The organism is uncultured Algimonas sp., assembly GCF_947498175.1.
Lineage (GTDB): Bacteria > Pseudomonadota > Alphaproteobacteria > Caulobacterales > Maricaulaceae > Litorimonas.
The window spans coordinates 64,611-89,487 of sequence record NZ_CANMJB010000007.1; the positions used below are offsets into that span (position 1 = coordinate 64,611).

At 63.2% G+C, this 24,877-nt stretch carries 18 protein-coding genes; 3 read left to right on the plus strand and 15 right to left on the minus strand.

Going from position 1 to position 24,877, the window contains the following annotated elements; translation table 11 throughout:
• Positions 1-27: 27 nt before the first annotated feature.
• From pal to tolQ, 5 genes are all read right to left on the minus strand, one after another.
• The gene (gene pal, locus Q0718_RS10910) at positions 28-600 is read right to left on the minus strand and encodes a peptidoglycan-associated lipoprotein Pal (protein WP_298917665.1); all 573 of its coding nucleotides are present in this window, start codon (positions 598-600) and stop codon (positions 28-30) included.
• Positions 601-745: 145 nt separating this feature from the next.
• A complete protein-coding gene (gene tolB, locus Q0718_RS10915) occupies positions 746-2,056 on the minus strand; it encodes a Tol-Pal system beta propeller repeat protein TolB (protein WP_298917667.1) in 1,311 nt (436 codons plus the stop codon).
• A 12-nt stretch (positions 2,057-2,068) separates the two neighbouring features.
• On the minus strand, positions 2,069-2,872 hold the full coding sequence (locus Q0718_RS10920; protein WP_298917669.1) for a hypothetical protein: 804 nt from the start codon (positions 2,870-2,872) through the stop codon (positions 2,069-2,071).
• 23 nt (positions 2,873-2,895) lie between these two features.
• Positions 2,896-3,342 (minus strand): biopolymer transporter ExbD, encoded by a 447-nt coding sequence (locus tag Q0718_RS10925; protein ID WP_298917671.1) that lies wholly within the window; start codon positions 3,340-3,342, stop codon positions 2,896-2,898.
• Positions 3,343-3,345: 3 nt separating this feature from the next.
• A complete protein-coding gene (gene tolQ / locus Q0718_RS10930) occupies positions 3,346-4,074 on the minus strand; it encodes a protein TolQ (RefSeq protein ID WP_298917674.1) in 729 nt (242 codons plus the stop codon).
• Between the two features lie 277 nt (positions 4,075-4,351).
• Between tolQ and Q0718_RS10935 the strand changes: the two genes are divergently transcribed.
• Positions 4,352-4,690: a hypothetical protein gene (locus Q0718_RS10935; RefSeq protein WP_298917676.1), complete on the plus strand. Its 339-nt coding sequence runs from the start codon at positions 4,352-4,354 to the stop codon at positions 4,688-4,690.
• 1 nt (position 4,691) lies between these two features.
• Here the strand turns inward: Q0718_RS10935 and Q0718_RS10940 are convergent, their stop codons facing one another.
• The 3 genes from Q0718_RS10940 to Q0718_RS10950 all read right to left on the minus strand — a co-directional run bounded on the left by Q0718_RS10940 (position 4,692) and on the right by Q0718_RS10950 (position 10,378).
• Entirely contained in the window at positions 4,692-6,257 is a 1,566-nt protein-coding gene (locus tag Q0718_RS10940; RefSeq protein WP_298917678.1) for a long-chain fatty acid--CoA ligase, read from the minus strand.
• Positions 6,257-7,399 (minus strand): acyl-CoA dehydrogenase family protein, encoded by a 1,143-nt coding sequence (locus tag Q0718_RS10945; protein WP_366523879.1) that lies wholly within the window; start codon positions 7,397-7,399, stop codon positions 6,257-6,259. The genes Q0718_RS10940 and Q0718_RS10945 overlap by 1 nt, the downstream gene beginning before the upstream one ends.
• A gap of 327 nt (positions 7,400-7,726) precedes the next feature.
• Positions 7,727-10,378, minus strand: coding sequence for a TonB-dependent receptor (locus tag Q0718_RS10950; RefSeq protein ID WP_298917682.1), 2,652 nt, complete (start codon positions 10,376-10,378; stop codon positions 7,727-7,729).
• A 315-nt stretch (positions 10,379-10,693) separates the two neighbouring features.
• On the opposite strand from Q0718_RS10950, the gene Q0718_RS10955 reads away from it, so the two are divergent.
• The gene (locus Q0718_RS10955; RefSeq protein ID WP_298917684.1) at positions 10,694-11,902 is read left to right on the plus strand and encodes an acetyl-CoA C-acetyltransferase; all 1,209 of its coding nucleotides are present in this window, start codon (positions 10,694-10,696) and stop codon (positions 11,900-11,902) included.
• Between the two features lie 19 nt (positions 11,903-11,921).
• Positions 11,922-14,276, plus strand: a complete 2,355-nt coding sequence (locus Q0718_RS10960; RefSeq protein WP_298917686.1) for a 3-hydroxyacyl-CoA dehydrogenase NAD-binding domain-containing protein — start codon at positions 11,922-11,924, stop codon at positions 14,274-14,276.
• A 508-nt stretch (positions 14,277-14,784) separates the two neighbouring features.
• Here Q0718_RS10960 and Q0718_RS10965 read toward each other — a convergent pair.
• The 7 genes from Q0718_RS10965 to Q0718_RS10995 all read right to left on the minus strand — a co-directional run bounded on the left by Q0718_RS10965 (position 14,785) and on the right by Q0718_RS10995 (position 24,866).
• On the minus strand, positions 14,785-15,657 hold the full coding sequence (locus tag Q0718_RS10965; RefSeq protein WP_298917688.1) for an alpha/beta hydrolase: 873 nt from the start codon (positions 15,655-15,657) through the stop codon (positions 14,785-14,787).
• A complete protein-coding gene (locus tag Q0718_RS10970; RefSeq protein ID WP_298917691.1) occupies positions 15,657-17,114 on the minus strand; it encodes an NAD(P)/FAD-dependent oxidoreductase in 1,458 nt (485 codons plus the stop codon). The genes Q0718_RS10965 and Q0718_RS10970 overlap by 1 nt, the downstream gene beginning before the upstream one ends.
• 168 nt (positions 17,115-17,282) lie before the next feature.
• On the minus strand, positions 17,283-18,044 hold the full coding sequence (locus Q0718_RS10975; protein ID WP_298917693.1) for a cell wall hydrolase: 762 nt from the start codon (positions 18,042-18,044) through the stop codon (positions 17,283-17,285).
• 278 nt (positions 18,045-18,322) lie between these two features.
• A complete protein-coding gene (gene ppdK, locus Q0718_RS10980) occupies positions 18,323-20,977 on the minus strand; it encodes a pyruvate, phosphate dikinase (protein WP_298917695.1) in 2,655 nt (884 codons plus the stop codon).
• Between the two features lie 126 nt (positions 20,978-21,103).
• Positions 21,104-23,536 carry a glycine--tRNA ligase subunit beta gene (glyS, locus tag Q0718_RS10985; protein ID WP_298917697.1) on the minus strand — a complete coding sequence of 811 codons (2,433 nt, stop codon included), beginning with the start codon at positions 23,534-23,536 and terminating at the stop codon, positions 21,104-21,106.
• Positions 23,536-23,970, minus strand: coding sequence for a hypothetical protein (locus Q0718_RS10990; protein WP_298917699.1), 435 nt, complete (start codon positions 23,968-23,970; stop codon positions 23,536-23,538). Before Q0718_RS10990 ends, glyS begins: the two co-directional genes overlap by 1 nt.
• Positions 23,967-24,866: a glycine--tRNA ligase subunit alpha gene (locus Q0718_RS10995; protein WP_298917701.1), complete on the minus strand. Its 900-nt coding sequence runs from the start codon at positions 24,864-24,866 to the stop codon at positions 23,967-23,969. Before Q0718_RS10995 ends, Q0718_RS10990 begins: the two co-directional genes overlap by 4 nt.
• Positions 24,867-24,877: the final 11 nt, after the last annotated feature.

Consider the following 24,877-nt stretch of genomic DNA (forward strand, 5'->3'; position numbering starts at 1 on the left):
GGCGGATTTCATCGACGCGGAGACGGCTTAACTCTCGCCGAGCGGACGCAGATTGGTGTGGCCGTTGCGGTTGCGCGCCCAGCCCTCTTCGTTGCTGCGGGGATCGACGGGGCGTTCCTTGCCGTAGGACACGGTCGTCAAGCGGGACGGGTTGACCCCCTGGCTGACCAGGAAGGATTGCACGCTGTTGGCGCGCCGCGCGCCCAGCGCGATGTTGTACTGGCGGGTGCCGCGTTCGTCGGCATGGCCTTCGACGACGGCAGTATAGTTGCCGTAGCGCTTCAGCCATTCGGCTTGGCGGCGCAGCGTGTCGCGCGCTTCCGGCGACAGCGTGTACTGGTCATAGGCGAAATAGACGCGCGGATCGCCGCCGACCGTGTAGGCGAAATCGTCGATCGAGCCGGGCACGGGCCGGCCCGGTTCGGCCGTGACGGGCGCTGCCGGCGTGATGACGCGCGGCCCCGGGTCGGCGACAGGCGCAGGCGCCGGGCGCTGGACGACCGGTACGGGTTCGGCCACCGGATCTGGTTTGGACGCACAGGCCGAAAGGGCGAGCGCAGCCGTGGCAAGGAGGGCAAGGGAGCGTGTCGAGTATGTCATGGTCCGTCCACTTCTATCGGTTCAAGGCTTTGAACATCGTCTTACGCGTCAGGTCAAAGCCGGAAACGTGAATCTTTGAACAGGGTGTGGCCGAAATAAGGCCGCGAACCCGTTTTCAGATCCGTTTTCCAAACGTTTCGACCGATCAATCGAGCAAGGGCGACCAGGCCGGATCGGTTGCCTGCCCCGGCGTGTCGACGCGCTTGAGATTGCGGCCCGTCAGATCGACGGACCAGAGCTCGGCACGCGCATCGCGGCCGCGCGTTTCCTTGGTGAACAGGATGATCCGGCCGTTGGGCGACCAGCTCGGCATGTCGAGCAGGTAGTCGTCGGTCAGGATGCGTTCGTTGCTGCCGTCCGGATCCATCACGCCGATGGAGAACTTGCCGCGGTTCTGGCGCACGAAGGCGATCTTGTCGCCGCGCGGGCTCCAGACCGGCTGGTTGTAGCGGCCGTCGCCAAAGCTGATCCGCTTGGGCGAAGAGCCGTCCGCATTCATCGTGTAGAGCTGCGGCGGACCGCCCCGGTCGCTCTGGAAGACGATGCGGCGGCCGTCCGGCGAGTAGCTGGCCGAGACGTCGATGCCCGGATCCGTCGTCAGCCGTTCGGTCGAGCGGGTCTGCAGATCCATGCGGTAGATGTCGATATTGCCGCGCTGTTCCATCGACATGACGAGCGCGTCGCCCGACGGCGAAAAGCGCGGCGCGAAAGTCATGCCCGGAAAGCTGCCAAGCAATTCGCGCCGACCCGTTTCGATGTCGAGCATGTAGACCTGCGGCGGCAGAGTCTCGTAGCTCATGAACACGATGGTCTGGCTGCCCGGATCGAATTGCGGGCTGACGACGAGATCGGATCCCCCCAGCAGATATTGCGGGTCGTGACCGTCCTGATCCATAATGGCCAGACGCTTCTCGCGGTTAACCTTGGGGCCGCGCTGGTCCACGAAGACGATTCGCGAGTCGAAATAGCCTTCCTCGCCCGTCAGCGCCTTGTAGATCGCATCGGCCGATTTGTGCGCGGTCCGGCGCCAGTTCGCGGCGGTCGTGGAAAAGCGGATGCCTTCCAGCTGCTGCCCGGCAAATACGTCCCAGAGGCGGAACTCGACGCGGACCCGTCCGGGACTGTCGCGCACGACACGGCCCGACACCAGCGCATCGGCGCGGATCACGCGCCAATCGGCGAAGGTCGGCTCGTAATCGATGTCGGTCTGCGTTTCCAGGAAGCTCGCCGGATCGAGCGCGCGGAAGACGGCGCTGCTTTCCAGATTGTCGCGAATCACGCCCGCGATCTGTGCACCGAGCTCGCGGGTTTCCGGATCGTCGCCGAGAAAGTCCGGCACGGCGATCGGCACGGGATCGACATTGCCTTGCGTGATGTCCACTTCGATCTGGGCGGAGGCCGCCAAGGGCAGACAAAGCCCGAAGAGGGCCAGGAACAAGCTGAGTAGTCGGATCATGGTCGTCTCAATTCACGATTGTGGACGGAAGTTCAATATAAGGGACTGCCACTGGTCGAACTTGTCGGAGGGCAGGAAATCATAGGGCGCGCATTTGCTGACGGCTTGGACGGCGCGCATTTCGGCCACGTCCCAGAACGGATTTCCCGGCGCAGCGCGGCGCGAGGCGGCGCGGTCGATCACGCGCACATCCTTCACGAAGCCGCCTGGCTCCATATCGACGCGCAGGCGCACGACCAGCTTTTCGAGATCCGTCGCATCGATCGGCTTGCGCCAGCAGCGATACATGGCGCTGTTGAGCGCATCGAGCTCGGACAAGGTCATCTGCGTGCCCGTGCCGATGCCCTCACGCGCCTGGTCGGCATAGACGAGCTTGTCCTCGGCGCCTTCTTGCGCGACCTGGGTATCAGCGGCTGTGGACGTATCCTGCGACTTGTCGATCAAGGTCGAGATGCGGTCCAGATCGAAACTGGGTTTGGCCTCGGCGACGCGTTCGGGCTCGGGCTCCGCTTCCGGCTCGGTCTCTTCCGGCACGGTCAGCGGCTCCGCTTCCGGCTCGGCGGATGATTCCTCGTCCGGCGCGATGTCGACTGCATCGGCCTCCTCGGGCGCGTTTTCCGCCGACTCCTCGACCTCCATCGGTTCAGGCTCCACGACGGGTTCCGGCTCTGGGCGGTCGCGTTCGAGCGAGGCGCGGATGTCCGTCAGCTCGGCGACGGTGATGAGTTCGACCGGAACGACCCGGCTTTCCTCGAACGTGTCGGTCGTGGAAAAGGCGAACCCCGCCCCGAACATCGCGCCTGCATGGAGGAGCAAGGATATGGGCAGGCCCGCGCGGATCACTGACTCACGGGATCGGTGACGAGGTTGAGATTCGAGAACCCGGCCGCATTGATGCGCGCCATGACCTTCATGACGGCGCCGTAATCCGAATTTTCGTCCCCGCGCAGGAAGATGCGTTCGTCATAGCCCGTTTCCGACACGGCGACGAGCTTCGCGATCAGACCGTCGATCGGCACCTCTTCTTCTTGGAGGAAGACGCGGCCTTCGGAATCGACCGTGATCGTCAACGGTTCCTGCTGCGACGGCAGGGCCTTGGCGTCCGTCTTGGGCAGATCGATCGGCACACCGACGGAGAGCAGCGGCGCGGCCACCATGAAGACGATCAGCAGCACGAGCATCACGTCCACCAGGGGCGTGACGTTGATTTCGGAACTGACGCGCGAGCGGCGATGCCGCCTGCGCCCGCCATTGCGGCCCACGCCGCGCTGTGCCGTTACCGCCACCGTCTAGCCGCCATTGCTCAGCTTGCGGCCCAGAATGGCCGACAATTCATCGGCATAGCCTTCCAGTCGCCCGCCATACTTGTCGATGTCGGTCAGGTACATGTCGTAGAAGACCTTGGCCGGAATGGCGGCGATCAGACCCAGCGCGGTCGCGAACAGGGCCTCGGCGATACCCGGGGCGACCACGGCCAGGTTGGTGTTTTCCGACGCCGCAATGGCGCGGAAGGAGTTCATGATCCCCCAGACCGTGCCGAACAGGCCGATGAAGACCGAAATGGACGCGACCGTGCCCAGCACGGGCAACCCCTTCTCGGCCTTGGCCAGTTCCCGGTTGATGACAAGGTTCATGACCGAATCGATGCGTTCATGCGTGGCGGACTGGCTGCCGACACGCTTCACCGTGCCGCTTTCATTGTATTCCCGCATGGCGGCGGAAAAGACCCGCGCCATGGGATCGCGCATGTCCTTGCCCAGCGCCGCGTTCAGCTCGTCCAGCGTGCGGCCCGACCAGAACGTGTCCTCGAACTGGGTGGCGCGGCGGCGCAGCATGCGCACCATGATGAACTTGTCGATCGCCACGACCCAGCTCCAGACGGACGCCAGGACCAGGATCAGCATGACCGCCTTGATGACCCAGTCGGACATCATGAAGAGCGACCAGAAGGAATAGTCCCCGGTCACCATGGGGGATGTCACGAACGATGTCGTCAGAAGTGGCTGTATCAGGCTCACGATGGTCGCTTCCTATGATGTGACCGCAAAGGGCCGCTTGGGTTGCCGGTGTCTTGGTGCGGACGGAACGCCGCGCCAAATTAAAGGCCCGTAAGGCTGCAGATGAGGGTTTCGCATATCCATTCACCACTGTTTAAGAAAGAAAGCGTTAACCAAGCGTCCCCGGCCTGCATTCCTCTTTACCTGCATCCGGGGGTCGCGCCGTGCGGCGCGATTATGTCATAATCCTGACCAGATGGCGGGATAATCGAAACCACTGTTCCGCTGCGGAGACATTATGCGTATCCTGCTTGCCACAGCCTTCGCCCTGCCCGCGCTCGCCGCCTGCAACACCGTGCCGGATCCCGTGCCCGGCCCCATGGCCATCGACATCGACCCCTTGCGCACATGCATGCCCGTCAGCGCCCTGACGCGCGTCTATGTCCCGGAAAAGACGAAGACCTTCACGGCCATAACCGAGATCGACAATCCGCCTTACGAGCCGATCCAGCAGACGCAGAAAGTGACGCGCGTCGTCGAGGAGGCGAAAACGATTTTCGTCGACAGCCAAGGCCGCGAAATCACCGATATCTGCGACATGAAGGTGAACCCCGGCGGGATGGTGTCCGAACGCTAGGTCATTGCGGAGCGATCTGCGCCGGAACGGTCTGCCGCAACTGGTATTTCAGCACCTTGCCCGAGCCGCCGCGCGGCAGCTCATCGACGACATGCAGATGGCTCGGCAGCTTGTAGCGCGCCAACCGTCCCTCAAGATGAGCGAGTACATCTTTGATTTCGCACGATTGATCATCCTTGAACACGGCGACGACGCATCCGGTCTCGCCCCATCTGTCATGCGGCACGCCGATCACGGAGAGTTCGGCGAAGTGCGGCATCTCGTAGAGCAGGCCTTCCACTTCCGCCGGATAGACGTTCTCTCCGCCGGAAATGTACATGTCCTTCACGCGGTCCTCGATATAGACGTAACCGTCCGCATCCATCCGACCGATATCGCCGGAGCGGAACCAGCCATCCGCCGTGAAGCTCTGCGCATTCGCTTTGGGGTTGCGCCAGTAACCCGGCGTGACGGACGCGCCCTTGAACAGGATCTCGCCCGCCTCTCCGCGCGGCATTTCGCGGCCCTCTTCGTCCACGACCTTGATGCGGGAGTGGGATAGCGGACGTCCGGCACTGCCGATCCGGTGGGGGATATCGTCCTTGCGCAGCGTCGTCCCGGCGGCGCAGGTTTCGGTCATGCCGTAGCCCTCCTGGATGACGAGACCCTTTTCCAGCCAGTAGCGGCTCAAGGGTTCCGGCACGGTTTCGCCGCCGCACAAGGCGACCTGGATGCGGGAGAAATCGATATTCGCGATGTCGGGATGCTGGCGCATGGCGTTATAAGCCGCCGGAACCATGAACAGCGTGTCGATGTTCAGCGCTTCGTCGTCGATCGACTTCAGCGTCGCGTCCACGTCGAACAGGCGCATCATCACGATGGTCCCGCCGATCCAGGTCGCCGGCAAGGCCGTCACCCCAAGGCCGCCAATGTGGAAGAGCGGCATGTTGTTCAAGCAGACCCGGTCGGGGCTGGCATCGCCGACACGCACGGCGCCCGCATTGGTGAACTCAACCATGCCGTGCGTGATGATCACACCCTTCGGATGGCCTGTCGTGCCTGAGGAATACATCAGAAGACATTGATCGTCATAGGTTTGCGGATGGAAGCCATAGACCGGATCGGCCTCCGCCAGACCGGTTTCGTAATCGCTGTCCTTTCCCACTCCGCTTGTGACGACCCAATGCTTCACGCTCGGACAGTCCGCCTTGGTCGCCTCGGCGACGCCGGCAAACGGGTCGTCGACCAGGACCAGCGACGCTTCGCTGTCGTTGAGGATGTAGGTCAGTTCCGGCGGCGTCAGCCGGAAGTTCAGAGCCAGACAGACCGCGCCGATCCGCCAGCAACCCAAGATCAGCTCCATGACGTCGGTCGTGTTCAGGCACAGGAAGGCAACCCGGTCGCCCGGCTTGATGCCGCGCGCTCTCAGCATTCCTGCGGCCCGGGCAACGCGGTCGTGCATTTCGGCATATGTGTAGGTGCGACCGCTGGCCAGATCGACCATGGCGCGGGCGCCAGGCTTGGTGGCGCAATGGTATTCGACCCAGTCGATCACGTGGTGGAGCTCGTCATGTGTTGCCTGCATCATCATAATCCCATTTGCCGGACGGCCAGATCCCGCATGATTTCTTCCGAACCGCCGCCAATGGCGATGACCTTCACGTCCCGATAGATCGACTCCACCCGGTTGCCGCGCAGATAACCGGCTCCACCCAGGATCTGCATCGCTTCGCTGGCGACGAATTCAAGCGCCTTGGTGGCGAAGAATTTCGTCTTGCTAAGCTCGGCGACCGGCATGGTGCCGTTCTCGATCGTTGCGCAGAGGATCCAGAGATGGCTGCGCAACGCGTCGATCTTCGCGCTCATGTCGGCGATCTTGTGACGGATGATCTGATGCTTGATCAGGGGTTTGCCAAAGGTTTCGCGCTGCTTTGCCCAGGCGATGCTGTCTTCCAGTGCCGCCTCCATCATGCCCAGAGAAATCGCGGCAAGACTCAAGCGTTCGTAGTTGAAATTGTTCATGATCTGCAGAAAGCCGTAATTCTCCTGCCCCATCAGATTGTCAGCCGGAACGCGCAGATCGTCGAAATAGAGTGTCGCCTGATTGGACGCCCACCAGCCCATCTTCTTGCCCAACGCGCTGCGGGAGAAACCGGGACGATCGGCCTCCACGAAAAAGAGCGTGAGGCCGGTCAGCCCCTCTCCGCCCGTTCGCGCCCCGACGACGAAATAGTCGCTCTCCATGCCGCCGGTGATGAAGGTCTTCGATCCGTTCAGAACCCAATCGTCGCCGTCGCGTCGCGCCGTCGTCGTCAACCGCGCAACATCGGACCCACCGCCCGGCTCGGTGATGGCCAGCGAGGAGCCGACGCGGCCTGAGATGATCTCCGGCAGGACGTCCGTGCGGATGCGCTCATTGGCCAATCGCTGGATCGGATCGAGGGAAATACCGCGTCCGCCGATCGCGGCCCCGATCCCGCCGACGCCGCAACGCGCGATCTCGACGGCCGCGTCCATGCGCATGAACGGATCGTCGAAGCCGTGGCCGCCATAGCGTTCGTCGATGCCGAAACCCCACAAGCCGAGCGCACCGAACTTTTCGTGTATTTCCCACGGCACATAGCCCGCTTCGTCCCAATCGAAAGCGTGGGGAGCGATTTCCTTGGCCATGAAGGCGCGCAGGGTTTCGCGGAAGGCGCGGCGTTCCTCCGTGTCGAACGGGTTGGGCAGGGTCTGCAGTTCCATCAGGGTTTGGCGTAGCGAAGCGGCGGTACGCCCGCAACGGAAGGGCCTCCTGCATCGGCAGGCCGATGGGATGACGGGTCGAGACGCGTCACCCACGATTGGGAGGGCGCTAAAGCACAGGCGGAACAGGAGGGTCCGATGATGATGCTTGCCATCTGACGGACTGTGTGGGCTCGGGCCGCATCCGTCATGTCGCGCCCTTTCGGAACGCGAAAACAAAAAGGGCCGCCCCGTTCGGACGGCCCTTCTCCCCTCGGCACGGACCGGGCGCGAGTGATCGCGCTTCCGGCCCGTCTCCCCCCGTGGTTGCCCCTAGAAGTTCTTGCGCAGGCTCACGCCGTAAGTGGCGGGCTGGTTCGGATAGGAACTGACCGTGCCGGCCTGCACCACGCCCGGGAAACCGCTGGTGAAGGTTTCATGGCCGGTGATGTTGCGGCCCCAGAAACGCAGGTCTAGACCGTCTTCGAATTCGAAACCGAACGATGCGTTCAGGTTCCGCGTATCGCGCGTCAGTCCCGGAATGTTGTCGACGACCTGGATCTCGTCCTCATACTGGTAATCGGCGCGCAGGAACATGCCGACCGCATCGGTCAGGTCGAATTCGTACTGCGCCGCGAAGGACAAGGACACTTCGTTGATGCCGGCCGGCGCTTCGCCGGACAGATCGCCGATGCCGTCGACCACGCCGTCGGTCAGGTCCTGGGCGCTGCCCCGGATGACGGGCGCACTGGTGTACTCGTCATAGACCGGATCCTGGATCAGGCCGGCCACGCCCAGTGTCACGCCGTCGATCGGCGTGAAGGTCGAGTCGAATTCGATGCCTTGCGTGGACTGTTCGCCCGCATTGGCCAGAACGAAACCCGTGCCTTGGAAGATGGTCGACTGGAAACCTTCGATCGTTTGATCGAAGACGGCGATGTTGAATGCGCCCCATTCGAAGCGCGCCTTGAGACCCGCTTCGTAGACGGTCGCCTCTTCGGGACCGGCGAAACGCGTGCCGAAATTGCGGCCCGTCGCGACATTGTAGTTGTTGGGCAGCAGTCCGGCCGCCTGAAGCGCCGGACCGTTGGCCAGGAACGGCCGCGAATCGCGCGTTAGGTTCCAAGACGATGCCTTGAAACCCGTGGATGTCGATGCATAGACGTTGAAATTGTCGTTGACCTCGTAAGCGCCTTTGACGGTGTAGGTGAAGTCGTCATCCTTCGTCCGGCCGTCTTCGACGGAGTTCGGGAAAGACAGGAATTGCGGCTGGAACTGCAATGGAATGAGACCCAGGAACGGATTGTCGGGGCCTGCAACCCGAGCGGCCGCCCCCGCTTGAACCTGTGCGACATAAGCGGCGGCGGCGGCACCGAAACCGCCGGTGGCCGCCGTCTGCAGGTTCGCAGCCGTAAAGGGCAGACCGCCCAAGGCGGCGGAGAAGGACGGCACGCCCGGCGCCCCGTTGACGAAGATATTGGTCGCGACGACGCGCGTTCCGTCAGCGCCGGTTAGGCTGAGATTGCTGAACACGTCGTTGTTGCGGTTCGTGACCGAAACGTTTTTCTCGTCCTCGACGTAGGAACCGCCGAGCGTCAGCGTGAAGCGGTCGGTCAGTTCGTAATCCACATTGGCGAAGATCGAGAAGGATTCGTTGTCCTGGTTGAAGTTTTCGTCCACCACGACCTGGTCGCCGAAGAACGTGCCCGGTGCGAATCCCAGCGATTGCTCGATGCCGAATAGCGGCGAAGCGGTCGGGCCGGCGCGCAGCGACGCGCCCTGTGAGGCCAGCGCGTCGATATAGCCGCGCAATTGCGACCCATAGTCCAGACCCGAGAACTGGCTGATGTCTTCGTTGAAGTAGAACCCGCCGACGAGCCAACCCAACCGGCCGGCCCCTGTCGACGCCAATCGGAATTCCTGCGTGAACGTATCGATGCGGACGTCCTGGAACACGTTTTCGAGCAATTCCAGCGAGGTGAAATCGCTATCGCTGTCGAAGGCCGACTTGTTGTTGCGGAATGCGGTGATCGAGGTGAAGTTCACGCCGCCCAACCATTCGGCATCCTTGTCGATCTGCAGCGAAATGCCCTGATCGTCGATTTCGTTGTCGGTCGCGCGGTTGACGGACGTGAAATAGCCGAACGGATTCGGCACGCCCGGCACGGCGCCGCCCAGTGCGGCGATGATCCCGGCCGTCGGACCGACGATCGGCGTGTTGGTGCCGCAGCAATTCTCGTCGATCGTCGACAGGTCGGCGATCAGGCGCAGCGACAGGTCGTCGGTCGGCGTCCAGAGGGCCTGGCCGCGGATGTTGAAGCGGTTGAGATCGTTGAAGTCGCCTCCGGCCGTGCCCGCCGCCGGCTTGAAGTAACCGTCGCGCTTCTGGAAACCGCCGCCGAGGCTGACGGCCACGTCTTCGCCGACCGCGCCGGTGATATAGGCCTTGCCGTAAACGAGATCGTAGTTGCCGACGCCGCCTTCGATATAGCCGTTGCTCTCGAAATCGGGCTCGGCCGTGACGACGCTGACCACGCCGGCGGATGCGTTCTTGCCGAACAGGGTAGATTGCGGGCCCGACAGGATCTCGATGCGCTCGAGATTGGGCAGGTCGCCGATCTGGGCGGCGGCGCGGGAGCGGTAGACCCCGTCGACGAACAGGCCGACGGACGGCTCGATGCCGATATTGTTGCCGCCATTGCCGAAGCCGCGGATGATGAGCGTCGAGTTGGCGGAGTTCTGCAGTTGCGACACGCGGAAGGTCGGGACCACGGATTGCAGATCCTTGATGTCTAGGATCTGGGCCTTTTCGATCACTTCCGCGGGCGTCACGCTGACGGCGACAGGCGTGTCCTGCAGCGTGGTCTGGCGTTTCGTGGCGGTGACGATGACTTCGTCGCCTATATTGTCCTGGGCGTAGGCTGGCGTGGCGAGCAGCGCGAGAGTGGCCGTGGATGTCGCGAGAAGCGAGCGTGTCTTGATCATTGAAGGGTCCCGGTCGGTTGCGTTTACCGCCGCTTTTGTTGCGGCTTTGTCATGCGCATAGGAAGGCGGGGATAGCCGCGCAAGAACCCTTTTCATCCTCGATGGCATAAATGTCCCGGCTGTTGTTTTCTAGCCACAGGCAAGAAAACGGCATCATCGTTTTGGCGACGGGTCCGGCCTCATGCGTTTCTGCGCGCCAGCACATCACGGATGAAGCGCGAAATCGCAGCCCCCGCCCTTCCCTTGCGCGGTGCGCGCGTATTAGAGGCAGCGCGACTTGAGTTGCAGACGTTCCACGACACAGGAGTTCCGATCATGGCCGAGGCCTTCATCTACGATGCGGTGCGCACGCCGCGCGGCAAAGGCAAGAAAGACGGGAGCCTGCACGAGATCACGCCGCTGCAACTGGCCGCGCAGGTCCTGAAGGCCGTTCCGGAACGGCTCGACATCGACAAGGCCGAGGTCGAGGACGTGGCCTTCGGTTGCGTCTCCCCGGTCGGCGAACAAGGCGCCGTCATCACCCGCACGGCCATTCTGGAGGCCGGCTATCCGATCGAGACCGCCGGAATCCAGGTCAACCGTTTCTGCGGCTCCGGGCTGGAAGCCACCAACATCGCCGCCGCCAAGGTCATGTCCGGCGAATGCGAGATGGCCATGGGCGGCGGCGTCGAAAGCATGAGCCGCGTGCCGATGGGCAGCGACGGCGGCGCCATGATCTCCGACCCGGAAGCGGCGTTCGACGCCTATTTCGTGCCGCAGGGCATCTCCGCCGACCTGATCGCGACCAAATACGGCTTCTCCCGCGACGATGTCGACGCCTATGCGGTTGAAAGCCACAAACGGGCGACCCAGGCCTGGGACGAGGGCCGGTTCGATAAATCGATCCTGCCGGTCAAGGACGTGATGGGCGTGGAAATCCTTGCCAAGGATGAAACGATCCGCCCCAAGACGGACATGCAGGCGCTCGGCGCGCTCAACCCGTCCTTCGCCATGCTCGGCCAGAATTTCGGCTTCAACGACGTGGCAAAGCTGAAATACCCCGAAGTGGAAGAGATCAACCACATCCACCATGCCGGGAACAGCTCCGGCATCGTGGACGGCGCAGCCGCCGTGCTGCTGGGCTCGAAATCGGCCGGAGAGCGGCTCGACATCAAGCCGCGCGCGCGGATCGTCTCTATGGCATCCATCGGCTCGGAGCCGACCATCATGCTGACCGGCCCGGAGGTCGCGGCGCAAAAAGCGCTCAAGACGGCGGGCATGGCAAGCACCGACATCGACCTGTATGAGCTGAACGAGGCTTTCGCGGCGGTCGTCTTGCGTTTCATGCAGGCGATGGACGTCGATCACGGCATCATGAACGTCAATGGCGGTGCCATCGCCATGGGTCACCCGCTCGGGGCCACCGGGGCCATGATCCTCGGCACCATGGTGGACGAGTTGGAGCGGGCCGACAAGGAAACCGCCCTCGTCACCCTGTGCATCGGCGGCGGCATGGGCATCGCTACCATCATCGAGCGCGTTTAAGACGACAGGACCGAAAACAATGACCGACTATACAACGTTCTCCGTCGATGTGGACGGCGACGGCATCGCGCTTCTCAAGATCGACGTGCCGGATCAGGGCATGAACGTCATCGACGAAGCCCTGATGAAAGACCTGCCGGCCTTCATCGACGAATTCGTCTCCGACGACAGATATAAGGGCCTGGTCATCGCATCGGGCCGCGACAACGCCTTCATGGCGGGGGCGGATCTGCGCATGCTGGAACAACAATCTGGCGTGCTGGACCGCGACGCGTTCGAAGCGGGCATGACGCTCAACCGCGCCTTCCGAAAACTGGAAACGGGCGGCCACACGGACCGCGAGATCCAGCGCGAAGGCAAAAAGGCCAAGCCGGTCGCCGTCGCGCTGGAAGGCCTCGCGCTGGGCGGCGGGCTAGAACTCGCGCTGGCCGGTCACTACCGCGTCGCCGCCGACAGTCCCAAAGTGAAGCTCGGCCTGCCCGAGGTCCTGGTCGGCCTTCTACCGGGCGGCGGTGGCACGCAGCGTGTTCCCCGCCTCGCGGGCCTGCAGAATGCGGCGCAGCTGATCACCTCGGGCGCCAATCTCGACGTGAAGAAGGCGAAAGCCCAGAACATCATCGACGAGATCGTCGAGCCCGGACGGACCATCGAGGCGGCCAAGGCCTGGGTGAAGGACCATGTCGAGACAGGCACGCTCCAGCCCTGGGACGTGAAGGGCTTCAAGGTGCCCGGCGGCGCGGGGGCGATGAACCCCAAGGCGGTCCAGTTCTTCGCCGCCGCCAACGCCATGGCGCTGGCCAAGTCCAAGGACAACTTCCCGGCCATCAAGGCGATCATGTCCTGCCTCTATGAAGGCACGCAGCTAACCATGACCAAGGCGGTCGAGGTGGAAACGAAATACTTCCTCTCCCTCTTCGCCGATCCGGTCGCGCAGAACATGATCCGCACCCTGTTCGTCAACAAGCAGGCGGCCGAGAAGGGCGCGGGCCGACCCGACGGCATCGAGCCGATCGAAATCAAAAAGGTCGGCGTGCTCGGCGCGGGCCTGATGGGATCCGGCATCGCCCACGTGACCGCCAAGGCGGGCATGCAAGTCGTGTCGCTTGACCGCACCGACGAGGACGCGCAGAAATCCATCGACTATTCCAGGAAGATCCTCGACAAGCGGGTCAAGCGCGGAAAGATGACGCAGGAAAAGGCCGACGCCTTTCTCGCCCGCATCACGCCGACCTCCAACTATGACGACCTGAAGGACGTGGACCTGATCATCGAGGCCGTGTTCGAGCGTCCCGACGTGAAGGCGGACGTCATCAGGAAGACCGAAGCGGTCATCGGCGAAGACGTGATCTTCGCGTCCAACACCTCGACCCTGCCGATCGGCGGTCTGGCGGAAAACTCCAAGCGGCCCGAAAACTTCATCGGCCTGCATTTCTTCAGCCCCGTCGAGCGCATGCCCCTGCTCGAAATCATCCCGCATGAGGGCACGGGCGAGCGGGCGTTGGCGGCGGCGTTCGACTATAACCGCAAGATCCGGAAGACCCCGATCGTCGTGCGTGACGTGCGCGGCTTCTTCACCAACCAGGTTTTTCCGCCCTATGTCAACGAAGCCTCGCTGATGGTCACGGAAGGCGTCTCGCCCGCCCTGATCGAGAACAGCGCGCTGAACATGGGTCTGCCGATCGGTCCGCTGGCCGTGACGGACGATACCACGCTGAAGCTCGGCTACGACATCATGCGCTCCACCCAGGAAGAAATGGGCGAGGCCTATGTCCCCTCCGGCACGGAAGAGTTCATGGAAAACATGGTCACGAAATGGGACCGGGCGGGCCGCCGCTTCGGCGCCGGTTTCTACGATTATGACGAGAGCGGCAAACGCCTCGGCCTGTGGAAGGGCATGGCGGACCATTATCCCCTGCGCGACGACCAGCCGAGCCAGGAAGAGGTGCAGCAGCGACTGATGTATGCCCTGCTCGTACCGAGCGCGCGGACTTACGCGGACGGCGTCGTCCCGGATCCGCAAAGTGCCGACCTAGGCGCCATCTTCGGTCTCGGCTTCCCGCCCTGGACGGGCGGCCCGATGAGCTACATCGATACGATCGGCGTGGGCGCTTTCGTGGCGAACGCCGACATGCTGGCCCAGCGCCACGGGGCTCGTTTCACGCCGCCCCAACGCCTGCGCGACATGGCCGAGCGCGGCGAAACGATTTACGGCGGGGCGCCAAGAGCCCACACTCAGGGCGCGCTCGACCGAATGCTCGAAGCCGATGTGGTCAAGATCGCCAACGGCCTGGGCATCGCCGCCAGCCTGGACGACCGGAAGGCCGAAACCGTTCGCAAGATCCTGCAGGCTCAGCAAAGCAAAAAGGCGGCTTGAAGCCGCTCTTTGCCCCTATCCGCGCCGGCGGATAGGGGCGATGCCGACCGGATCGAACGGCCAGCCGAATCCATCCGTGTGAATTCTCCTGGAAAGAGTCGGTGTTTCAGTCGCTTGCAAGAAAAACACGCAATCTAATCCGCACTGACCCCCTTCGCCCCTATCTTGAGTCTCGTATCTTCGGTCATGCGGAGGGCGGGACAGGCGCGCTATCCTGACCTTTTGAGCCGAAGATCGCGATGTGTCCGGTCCGGGGGTAGCACCCCAGTCCGGACCAGTCTGGACCGCTAGACACACCTTTGGAGAAAGAGGGTGGGCCGGACCGTCACCATCGCGCCGCGGGGTCACCCGTTTACCGGCGGCAGCAACAGCCACCGCCAACAGCCACCCTGGCCGGTCGCTGGACGAGCCAGACCCCGCGGGCGCCCTCCGCGCTCATCTCCTCCGCCGCAGGACACGCGGTCGCACATAGGCGGCTGCGCGAATGTCGGGACCCGTCAGGCTGCCGTCACCCCAGCCAATCCGCAATCCGTCGCAAGGTCGGATGCCGGTCCTTCACGGGATAGAACATCCAGTAATGACCGTAATCAGGCTCCACCAAATAGTCGCCGAGCTTGCCCGCCGCGTCCGCCTTTTCAGCGAATGCCGCGATGCTCGGATGGAGAATGTCCTTCTGCCCCGTCACGATGTGCATCGTCGGCAGGTCGGAAAGATCGGCGCAAAGCGGGCTGACATGCGGATCGGACCGGTCCACGCCGCTCTCGCCCAGATAGGCGCCGACGGCCGGTTCCAGGCCGAAAGGCGTGATGAGCGCCTCGTAGTCGTCGGCCTTGGTCGGCGGCGCCTCGGCCTCGGTCAGGTCCACCCAGGGCGACCAGAGAATGACGGTTCCGGGGTTCGCTTCGTCGCGCGCGGCCCGTCGCTGCAGGATTGCCAATGCAAGATTGCCGCCAGCGCTGCACCCGCCCAGCGCGACGGTCTCAACGCCATGATGCTCCACGACGGCGGCGAAATGCCGGTCCGCCCAGCCCATGATCTCCGGCGCGCGCGCTTGGGGCGGAAGCGGATAGTCCGGCACAACGACCGTCATCCCGGCATGGTCTGCCAGTTCCTGCAACGCCCTGTAATGGATCGATTGCAACCCGTAGACATAGCCGCCGCCATGTTCATGGACATAGATCCGGTCGGTCGCGCCGCCGGGGGGATGGCAGGTCCAGACGGCCCGGCCGTCGAATTCGGACCGTGCCCACCGTTCGGCCTGCCTGCCCCTGGGCCGCATGTTGCGTTGCCGGCCGCGCGCGGCATCCTTCGGCATGCGGTGGCGGAAACCCGTCGCGCGCAAGATGCCCTGCAACGCTTTGTAGCCCAGCGAAGCTCCCATCAGGCGGCTCCCTCGAAATCGAAATGATCGTAGACGGGACGCCTCAGCCGGCGCTTGAATTCGCGGCTTGACCCGGGCCAGTTATTGGTGATCTTCTCCCCATCCTTGTACCAGGACGCCCCAACCTTGTCCCAGGCCGTGTCGCGCAAGCGGCGCTGCACTTGCGCATTGTAGGCGGCTTCGGCGTCGGCCCGCACGGAGACGCGACCCCGTCCCGCCCTGTCTATCAGTTTCAGCACAAGGGAGAATTGCTGCTCCAGCTTGAAGATGACGGACGTATGTCCGGTGTTGGTGTTGGGACCGTAGAGGATGAACAGGTTCGGAAAGCCTGCCGTCATCGTGCCGAGATAGGCTTCTGCCCCGTCGGCCCAGCGCTCGGATAGCGCAAGGCCGCCGTTCCCGACGACCTCGATCTCCATCAGGAACGGGTTGGTCACGAACCCCGTCGCAAAGGCGACGACATCATGCGGCCGCTCGACGCCGCCCGCCACGATACCGCCTTGCGTGAACCGCTCGATTGGGTCGAACACGACTTTCACATTGTCGCGCGCCAACGCCGGGATGTAGGTGTCGGACAGGAGTATCCGCCGCGCGCCGATGGGGTAATCCGGCGTGAGTTTCTCGCGCATGGCGGGGTCGTCCGGAAAGGCGTCGGCGAGCTTTGTCTCATGCTCCTTCCGCAATATCCGGCTCTGCAACGGCTTGCCCCGAATGGCGGGCCATAGGCCGTATTCGCCCTGGGCCCAGATGGCGGCGCGGTAGAGCTTGGCAAAAGCCGGGACCGCCTTCCCGATGCGTTTCTCCAGCGCGCTATAGGGCCGGTCGCTTTTGTCGATGATCCAGTTGGGGCTGCGATGATAGACCGTCAGCGTGCGCACCGTCTTGGCCAATTCGGGGATCAGCTGGACTGCAGACGCCGCATTGCCGATGCAGGCCATATCCGCGCCGATCAAGTCGAGCGAGTGGTCCCAGCGCGCCGTATGGAAGGCCGGAGCGTCGAACGCATCAAGCCCCTCGAAACCCGGTATTTTTGGATGATGCAGCTGGCCGATGGCCGAAACGAGGAACCGCGCGCGCATCTGCTCGCCGCTTTCCAGCGACACGAGCCATTCGCCGCTTGCGTCCAGCCATTCGGCCCGGACCACCTTCGCCCCGTGGCGGATATGCGGTCGCAAACCGAAATCGTCGGCAAAATCATCGATGTATCGCAGGATCTGGTCCTGCTTGGCCCATTTGAAGTCCCAGGTCGGGTTGGGGGCGAAGGAATAGGAATAGAGCGCGCTTGGAACATCGCATTCGGCGCCGGGATAGCTGTTGTCCCGCCAGGTGCCGCCGATGGCCTCCGCCTTTTCCAGCAGGACGAAATCGGCGCGCCCGGCTCCGCGCAGTTTCGCGGCCAGGCCGAGCCCGGCGAACCCCGTGCCGACGATGATCGTCTCGAACCGCTGCGGCCCCATAGACCCTGTCTCCCGAATGGCGTCTCCCTTTCGGGCTAGGCAGCGGCGAGCGGGCTGTCAAAGGGCAGGCCCCGCCATCATGCATGAGCGAAATCATGGATGAGGCACGCTCCAGCCACAAAAAAACGCGCCCGAGGGCGCGCCTTTCGTAACGGCATGTCGTTCGAATCAGCTTGGCGGCGCGATGCGCAGCGAGGCGACGACGGTCGGCTTGTCGGCGCGCGGGACTTCCGTGAATGGGAAGCGGTAGAAGATATGGCTGCCGACCTGCTTGGTCTTGCGAAGGGTGCGGTTCCAGCGCGGATCCACATAGTCCGTGTGATAGTGGGTCGAGACGCCGACCAGGCTGCGCGGCGTTTCGGTCGAGACGTAGCGTGCCACGTCCTTGGCGAGGGTCCAGGATCGGCCCTTGGGCGCCTTTTTCATGGACCCGTCGCAGGTGAAGCTGAACTGGCAGCCAGTCGTGCGTTCGGAGCCCTGATAGACGACACCGCAGATCGTGTCCGGATAGTGCTTGGACAGAACCCGGTTCTGAACGACCTGCGCGACGGCGATCTGGCCTTTGCGGGATTCACCGCGAGCTTCGTAGTAAACCGCTTCGGCCAGGCAATTGGCTTCGCGCATCGACGCTTCGCTCTGCTTACGCAGTGTGGAAATGTCAGTCCCGAAGGAACCGTTATCAAGGCGGACCCGTTCAAGTGGTGTCCGGGCCAGAGAATCGGGGCCGTAAAGTTCAGCCAGACGGCTGACGGAGGCCAAGTCCGTCTTGGGTTCCGGCATGCGGCGGAAATCCTTGGCGATATTCGTCGTGACGAATTCCGTCCGCTGATCCGCGGCCTTTTCGGCAGCGGCTGGCAGCGCGACGGCGCCTGCGGATGCGACTGCCAGACCGACGGCCCATCCTGTAATCATCTGTTGCTTCGGCTTCATGAATTCGTTGTTCCCCAGTCTTGCCTTCATCGTCATGCAAGAGGCGCGCCGTTTCGGACCGGCACAGCTCACGGGTAAATGCCCGGAACAGCGAATAGCTGCGATGCATTGAGATGTAAGGTTAAAGCTTCGTTATGCCGCCCGGAGGGCGACGACCGTCAAAACTTGTAAACGGTGTGTTGTTGTCTGATGCACATAATATAGGAAAAGGTTCCCGGAGTTCAACCCAGGGCCAAGTCATTAGAAAGTCATGACTAATTCGGATTTCTTAACGCGTTTTAAGTGGATTTCATCCGAATCGCCGCTAGTGCGGCCGCCAATCGCGCGATCGGAACGCGGTAGGGCGAACATGACACATAGTTAAGGTTCACGCGCTGGCAAAAGTCGATCGAGGCCGGATCGCCGCCGTGCTCGCCGCAGATTCCCAGTTTCAGATCGGGATTCGTCGCGCGCCCGCGTTCCGTTGCGAGACGGATCAAATCGCCGACCCCGCCCTGGTCCAGCGTCACGAACGGATCCTTGTCCATGATCCCTGCCCTGACATAATCCGGCAGGAATTTGCCTGCATCGTCGCGCGACAGGCCGAACGTCGTCTGGGTGAGATCGTTGGTCCCGAAACTGAAGAATTCCGCCTGCACCGCGATCCGGTCCGCCCGGAGGGCGGCCCGCGGCAGTTCGATCATCGTCCCGACCGTATAGTCCGTCACCCCGATATCGGCGGCAACCGCGTCGATGCGCGCTTTGAGGATCTCCACTTCCTTTTCGCTGCTGACCAGCGGGATCATGATTTCGGCGATGGGCGTGACGCCTGTTTCTTCGGCAACGACCGCCTGCGCTTCCAAAATGGCGCGCGCCTGCATCTCGTAGATCTCCGGATAGGAAATGCCGAGGCGGCAACCCCGATGGCCCAACATCGGGTTCGTCTCCTGCAGTTCCGCTGCCCGCGCCATCAATTCTCGCGTTGGCACGCCGATCGATTGGGCGACCGTTTCGATATCGGCCTCACTGTGCGGCAGGAATTCGTGCAGCGGCGGGTCCAGCAGCCGGATCGTACAGGGACGGCCTTCCATGATGCGGAAAATGGCGGCGAAGTCCTCGCGCTGGACGGGCAGGATCTTGTCGAGCGCCGCCCGCCGCGCGGCTTCGCTGTCGGCCAGGATCATTTCGCGGAAATGGGCCAGTCGGTCCGCTTCGAAGAACATGTGTTCCGTCCGGCAGAGCCCGATGCCCTCGGCGCCGAAATCGCGCGCCGTCTGAACGTCGAGCGGCGTTTCGGCATTGGCCCGCACCTGCATCGTGCGCGCATCGTCCGCCCAGCCCATGACCTTGGCGAAATCGCCGGACAGCTCCGGCTGGATCATCGCCACTTCGCCGGCGAAGACCTGTCCGGTCGCACCGTCCACCGTCACGATGTCGCCTTTTCCGACCGTCCGGCCGGCACAGGTGAAAGACTGCGCCTCGTAATCGATGCGGATGTCGCCCGCGCCCGACACGCAAGGCGTGCCCATGCCCCGCGCCACGACCGCAGCGTGGGAGGTCATGCCGCCGCGCGCCGTGACGATGGCTTCGGCCGCGTGCATGCCGTGAATGTCTTCGGGCGAAGTTTCCACACGCACCAGGATGACCTTGTGTCCGGCCTTGGACAGCGCTTCGGCTTCGTCGGATGAAAACACCACTTCTCCGATGGCCGCGCCGGGCGAGGCCGGCAGGCCGGTGGCGATCACGTCGCGCTCGCCGTCGGGATCGAGCGTGGGGTGCAGTAGCTGGTCGAGCGCGAGTGGATCGACGCGCAGCAAGGCTTCGTCTGTCGTGATCGAACCGTCATCGGCCATGTCCACGGCGATCTTCAAGGCGGCTCGTGCGGTGCGTTTGCCCGTGCGGGTCTGCAGCATCCAGAGCTTGCCGCGTTCCACGGTGAACTCGATGTCCTGCATGTCGCGATAGTGAGATTCCAGCGTCTCGAAGGTCGCGGCCAGCTGCGCGTAGACGTCGGGCAGCGCTTCTTCCATGGACGGGGCCTCTTCGCCCATGTTCTCCCGCGCGATCTTCGTCAGCGTTTGCGGCGTGCGGATGCCCGCCACGACGTCCTCGCCCTGCGCGTTGATGAGAAACTCGCCGTAATATTCGTTCGCGCCCGTGCTGGGATCGCGCGTGAAGGCCACGCCGGTCGCGGACGTGTCGCCCATATTGCCGAACACCATGGCCTGCACATTGACCGCCGTGCCCCATTCGGCCGGGATGTCGTTGAGATTGCGGTAGACCACGGCGCGGTCGTTCATCCAGCTGCCGAAGACGGCGTCGATGGCGCCCTTGAGCTGTTCGCGTGCATCCTGCGGGAAGTCGCGGCCCAGCGCGTTGCGCACGGCCTTTTTGTACTGTCCGATGACGCCTTCCCAATCAGCGGCCGTCAGTTCCGTGTCGAGCGCGTAGCCACGGCTCAGTTTCGTGTCTTCGAGAATGTCTTCAAACGTGTGGTGATGCACGCCCATGACCACATCGGAATACATGGTGATGAATCGCCGGTAGCTGTCGAGCGCGAAGCGCCGGTCGCCCGACAGCGCGGCCAACCCGTCGACCGTCTCGTCGTTCAGACCCAGGTTCAGGACAGTGTCCATCATGCCCGGCATGGACGCGCGCGCGCCGGAGCGCACGGAGACGAGAAGCGGGTTCTGCGGATCGCCGAACGTCTTGCCGGTCAAGCCTTCGATATGTTTCAGCCCGGCCTCGACCTGCGCGTCCATGTCGGATGGATAGGTTTCGTCATGGTCGTAATACCAGGTGCAGACCTCGGTCGTCAGCGTGAAGCCCGGCGGGACTGGCAGGCCCAGGCTCGCCATTTCGGCCAGGTTGGCGCCCTTGCCGCCCAGCAGGTTCCGCATCGACGTGTCGCCTTCCGACGATCCGCCGCCGAACTTGTAGACCCACTGGCTCATTCAGATGTCGTCCCTTGTCGATCCGCGTCCGGCCCGGGGCCGCAACGGTGGTTGACGCTCAATAGGCCATGCAGCCCCGACCGCAAGCCCTCGGCGATGCCCGGTCCGCTCACGTCCGGTTACGCCTCAGCCGTCCAGCCGGGAGAAGTCGGCAATGCGATGGAAGGTCTCCACCACGGCCGAAAGCAGCCCGAGCCGCCGCGCGCGCTCGTCCGGATCGTCGGAGTTGACCACGACCGCTTCGAAGAACTCATCGATCGGCTCGCGCAGATCGGCGAGCGCAGACAAGGCGGCTGGATAATCGGCGGCCTCGAGCGCGGCGTCGATGGCGGGACGGGTTTTCGTCAGAGCCTCTGCGAGCAAACGAGCCTCATCGGCGCTATACTCCACTCCGCTCATCCCGAATTCGATTTGGGATCCAGCCCCGCTTTCGGCGGAGCCGTCAGCTGGATACCGACTTCCGTCGGGACGAGCGGAAGGTTTGGAGGTTTTCTTCTCCTCCGCCCGCAAGATGTTCGCCGCCCGCTTGTAGCCCTGCACAAGGTCTTCCCCGTCTTCCTCCAACAGGAACATGCCAAGCGCCTCCACCCTCCGCGAAATCGCCAGCAGATCGTCCCCACCCTGCGCAATCACCGCGTCAATCACGTCATGGCGGTGGCCTTGGCCGCGGAGGTAGACGTGGAGGCGATCTTTGAGGAAGGCCGATACATCTGCGTGAACATCAGCTTCGATTTTCATCGGCTCAGGATCAGACAGTCTGATTTCAGCTTCGATATCAGAGATCGATGATCGCCCAATATCGCCGTATAAGTTAAGGCGCCTTTCCCACTCATTAATGATGTTTACAGTGTTATCTGTAAGCGTTGCTTTAGGAAGGCTTTCCCTTGTAAATCTACGGATCGCGTTATCAGCATCCCGAAAAACTCTTCGTAGCGGTAACTTCAAACTAGAGAGATCAATTCCATAATTTATGCTGTTGGAAGCAATTAATCGGATCACTCCCAATGCCGCCCGCCTTAACGCATACGGATCCTTGCTTCCTGTCGGTTTCTCGTCGATCGCCCAGAACCCAACTAGCGTGTCGATTTTGTCCGCCAGCGCCACGGCCACCGCGACCGGTTCGGTCGGGACGGCGTCGCTTGGGCCTTGTGGCTTGTAGTGATCCTCGATGGCGACGGCGATTGCGTGGTGGTCGGCCTCCCCCCACTCCCGCTCACCCCGGCGGACGCCGGGGTCCAGGTCGCTGGCTTCCGCGTCGGCTGGATCCCGACTTTCGTCGGGATGAGCGGAAGGTAGAGAATCCGCCCGCCCCAGCGTCACGTCATGTTCGTATATCCATCGCCCCACCTTCCCCTGGAGCGAGGTCATCTCGATCACGGTCTGGGTGACGAGGTCGCATTTGGCGAGGCGGGCGGCTTTTTCGGCGAGGATCGGATTGGCGCCGACGTGGGGTGCGATCTCCCTGGCAAGCGCGGCGACGCGTTCCGCCTTGTCGTGCATCGAACCGAGTTTCTTGTGGAAGACGAGGTCTTTCAGATCGTCATGATAGTCCTGCAGCTTCCGCTTCCGGTCTTCCTCCTGGAAGAAGCGCGCATCGGACAGGCGGGCGCTGATCACCTTGGCGTTGCCCGCCTTGATCGTTGCCCCATCATCCGGCGTTTCCAGATTGGCGATGATGACGAAGTGCGGGGCGAGTTGGCCGCCCTCGTTCCTTACCGTGAACGTCTTCTGATGGCTTTTCAGCGTCAGGCGGATGACCTCGTCCGGCAATTCGAGAAAGTCCGGGTCCATGTCGCCGAGCAGCGCGACCGGCCATTCGACCAAGCCGGTGACTTCGTCCAGCAGCCCTTCGTCCTCGACCAGCTCCAGCCCAGCCTCGGAACAGACGGTGCACGCTTGATCCAATATCCGTTCCTGACGCGCCTTTCTCTCCGCCATGACGTGACCATCACCATCCAGTGCAGCCTTGTAATCCGCCAGCGTCGCCACCGCGAACGGCCCCGGCCCCATCTGGCGATGGCCGTGAACGAGATTGTCGGACGCGATTCCGCCGACTTCGATCCCGTCCAGACTGCGTCCGTCCAGCAGCACGGTCAGTCCGCGCAGTGGCCGCACCCAGCGGAAATCGCTCTCGCCCGACGTCATGCTTTTCGGCCAAGGAAAATCGTTCATGACGGCTGGTATGGCGTCACGCAGAATGTCCGCCGTGTCGCGGCCTTCGGAGTGGATCATGGCGACGTAATAGTCGCCCTTCTTGTCGCTGCGCGTCTCCGCTTGGGCGATATCGTCCAGTCCCGCCCCGCGCATGAAGCCTTCGATGGCCCGGTCCGGCGCGCCGACGCGGGGTCCCTTGCGCTCTTCGGATACGTCCGGCGAGCGGGTCTCGACGTCGGTGATGTAGGTCAGGCGGCGCGGCCCGGTCAGGACATGGCTGTCATTGGGTGACAGTCCTGCATCCTTGAGTGCGGCATCCATCAGGCGAACCAGCTCGCCCCCGGCCCTGACCTGCATGCGCGCGGGAATCTCTTCCGAGAAGATTTCGAACAGCAATTCGGCCATTAGACGCCGCAATCGCCGATTATGGCCGCCGTGGCGAGGCTGTCCGATCCCTCGCGCAGAAGCGTCAGAGTGCCTTCGTAGCGCGTATGCTCCACGCCGGACGATAGCGGCGTCGCTTCGAGCCTGACGCGCCATTTCAGATAGTCCACGACATCGTAAGTGATATCCAGCGGCCCGCCGTCGAAGTCGGGTCTGGTCCGGGGCACCAGCTTCAGGAACTCCCCCTTGAACTGGACGTGCGCCATGTCGTTCTCGTCCGCCATCCGCGTGGCGAAGAGCGCGCCGTCTCCGTTCGCGTTTTCGCCGTCGAAAACGCAATGGGTCTGTCCGACACGGGTGACGTCGAAAGGTTCCAGCTCGCCGACGGTCGCATCGATCGGCGGCTGACAGGCTGTGAGGGCCGCCGCCAATAGACCGAGTTTGAAAAGTCTCATGCCGCGCGCGCCTTTTCGCCTTTGACCCAGGCGGACGCACAGCCACGGGCCAGATCGCGCACGCGCTTGACGTATTCGGGGCGCTGCGTCGCCGAGACGACCCCGCGCGCATCCAACAGGTTGAACAGATGCGAGGCTTTCAACGCATGTTCGTAGGCGGGCAGCGGAAGCGGCTTTTCCAAAGCCAGCAAGGCTTTGCATTCGGCTTCCGCCATTCGGAACCGTTCGAGAATGTTGTCCGTGTCGGCATGCTCGAAATTATACTCGCTCTGCTCGACCTCGTTGCGGCGGAACACGTCGCCATAGCTCAAGCTTGTCGGCAGGCCGGGCGCGTTGAACGGCAGGTCGTACACATTGTCCACGCCGAACACATACATGGCCAGCCGTTCCAGCCCGTAGGTCAGCTCGCCGGAAACCAGGTCGACATCCATGCCGCCGACCTGCTGGAAATAGGTGTACTGGCTGACTTCCATGCCGTCGCACCAGACTTCCCATCCCAGACCCCAAGCTCCAACGGTCGGGTTCTCCCAGTCATCCTCGACGAAGCGGATATCGTGAACCGTCCTGTCGATGCCGATGGCGTCCAAGCTGCCGAGATAGCGGTCCTGCAGATCGACCGGGTTGGGCTTCATCAGCACCTGGAACTGGTAGTAATGCTGCAGCCGGTTCGGGTTCTCCCCGTAACGTCCGTCGGCCGGGCGGCGCGACGGCTGCACGTAGGCGACGTTCCACGGCTTCGGCCCCAGCGAGCGCAGCACGGTCGCCGGGTGCAGGGTCCCGGCCCCGACTTCCGTGTCGAAAGGCTGCAGGATCGCGCAACCCTGGGCCGACCAGTAGGTCTGCAGGCGCAGGATCAGCTCCTGGAATGAAGCGGGTTTGGCGGGGCTGTCCGTCATGGCGGCGGCTT

Coding starts and splice junctions, on each gene's coding strand:
- Q0718_RS10940 (WP_298917678.1), bottom strand. CDS start 6,257: ATGATGCAGGCAACACATGACGAGCTCCACCACGTGATCGACTGGGTC.
- tolB (WP_298917667.1), bottom strand. CDS start 2,056: ATGATCCGACTACTCAGCTTGTTCCTGGCCCTCTTCGGGCTTTGTCTG.
- ppdK (WP_298917695.1), bottom strand. CDS start 20,977: ATGAGCCAGTGGGTCTACAAGTTCGGCGGCGGATCGTCGGAAGGCGAC.
- Q0718_RS10990 (WP_298917699.1), bottom strand. CDS start 23,970: ATGAGACTTTTCAAACTCGGTCTATTGGCGGCGGCCCTCACAGCCTGT.
- Q0718_RS10935 (WP_298917676.1), top strand. CDS start 4,352: ATGCGTATCCTGCTTGCCACAGCCTTCGCCCTGCCCGCGCTCGCCGCC.
- Q0718_RS10975 (WP_298917693.1), bottom strand. CDS start 18,044: ATGAAGCCGAAGCAACAGATGATTACAGGATGGGCCGTCGGTCTGGCA.
- pal (WP_298917665.1), bottom strand. CDS start 600: ATGACATACTCGACACGCTCCCTTGCCCTCCTTGCCACGGCTGCGCTC.
- Q0718_RS10965 (WP_298917688.1), bottom strand. CDS start 15,657: ATGGGAGCTTCGCTGGGCTACAAAGCGTTGCAGGGCATCTTGCGCGCG.
- Q0718_RS10995 (WP_298917701.1), bottom strand. CDS start 24,866: ATGACGGACAGCCCCGCCAAACCCGCTTCATTCCAGGAGCTGATCCTG.
- Q0718_RS10955 (WP_298917684.1), top strand. CDS start 10,694: ATGGCCGAGGCCTTCATCTACGATGCGGTGCGCACGCCGCGCGGCAAA.
- Q0718_RS10950 (WP_298917682.1), bottom strand. CDS start 10,378: ATGATCAAGACACGCTCGCTTCTCGCGACATCCACGGCCACTCTCGCG.
- glyS (WP_298917697.1), bottom strand. CDS start 23,536: ATGGCCGAATTGCTGTTCGAAATCTTCTCGGAAGAGATTCCCGCGCGC.
- Q0718_RS10960 (WP_298917686.1), top strand. CDS start 11,922: ATGACCGACTATACAACGTTCTCCGTCGATGTGGACGGCGACGGCATC.
- Q0718_RS10970 (WP_298917691.1), bottom strand. CDS start 17,114: ATGGGGCCGCAGCGGTTCGAGACGATCATCGTCGGCACGGGGTTCGCC.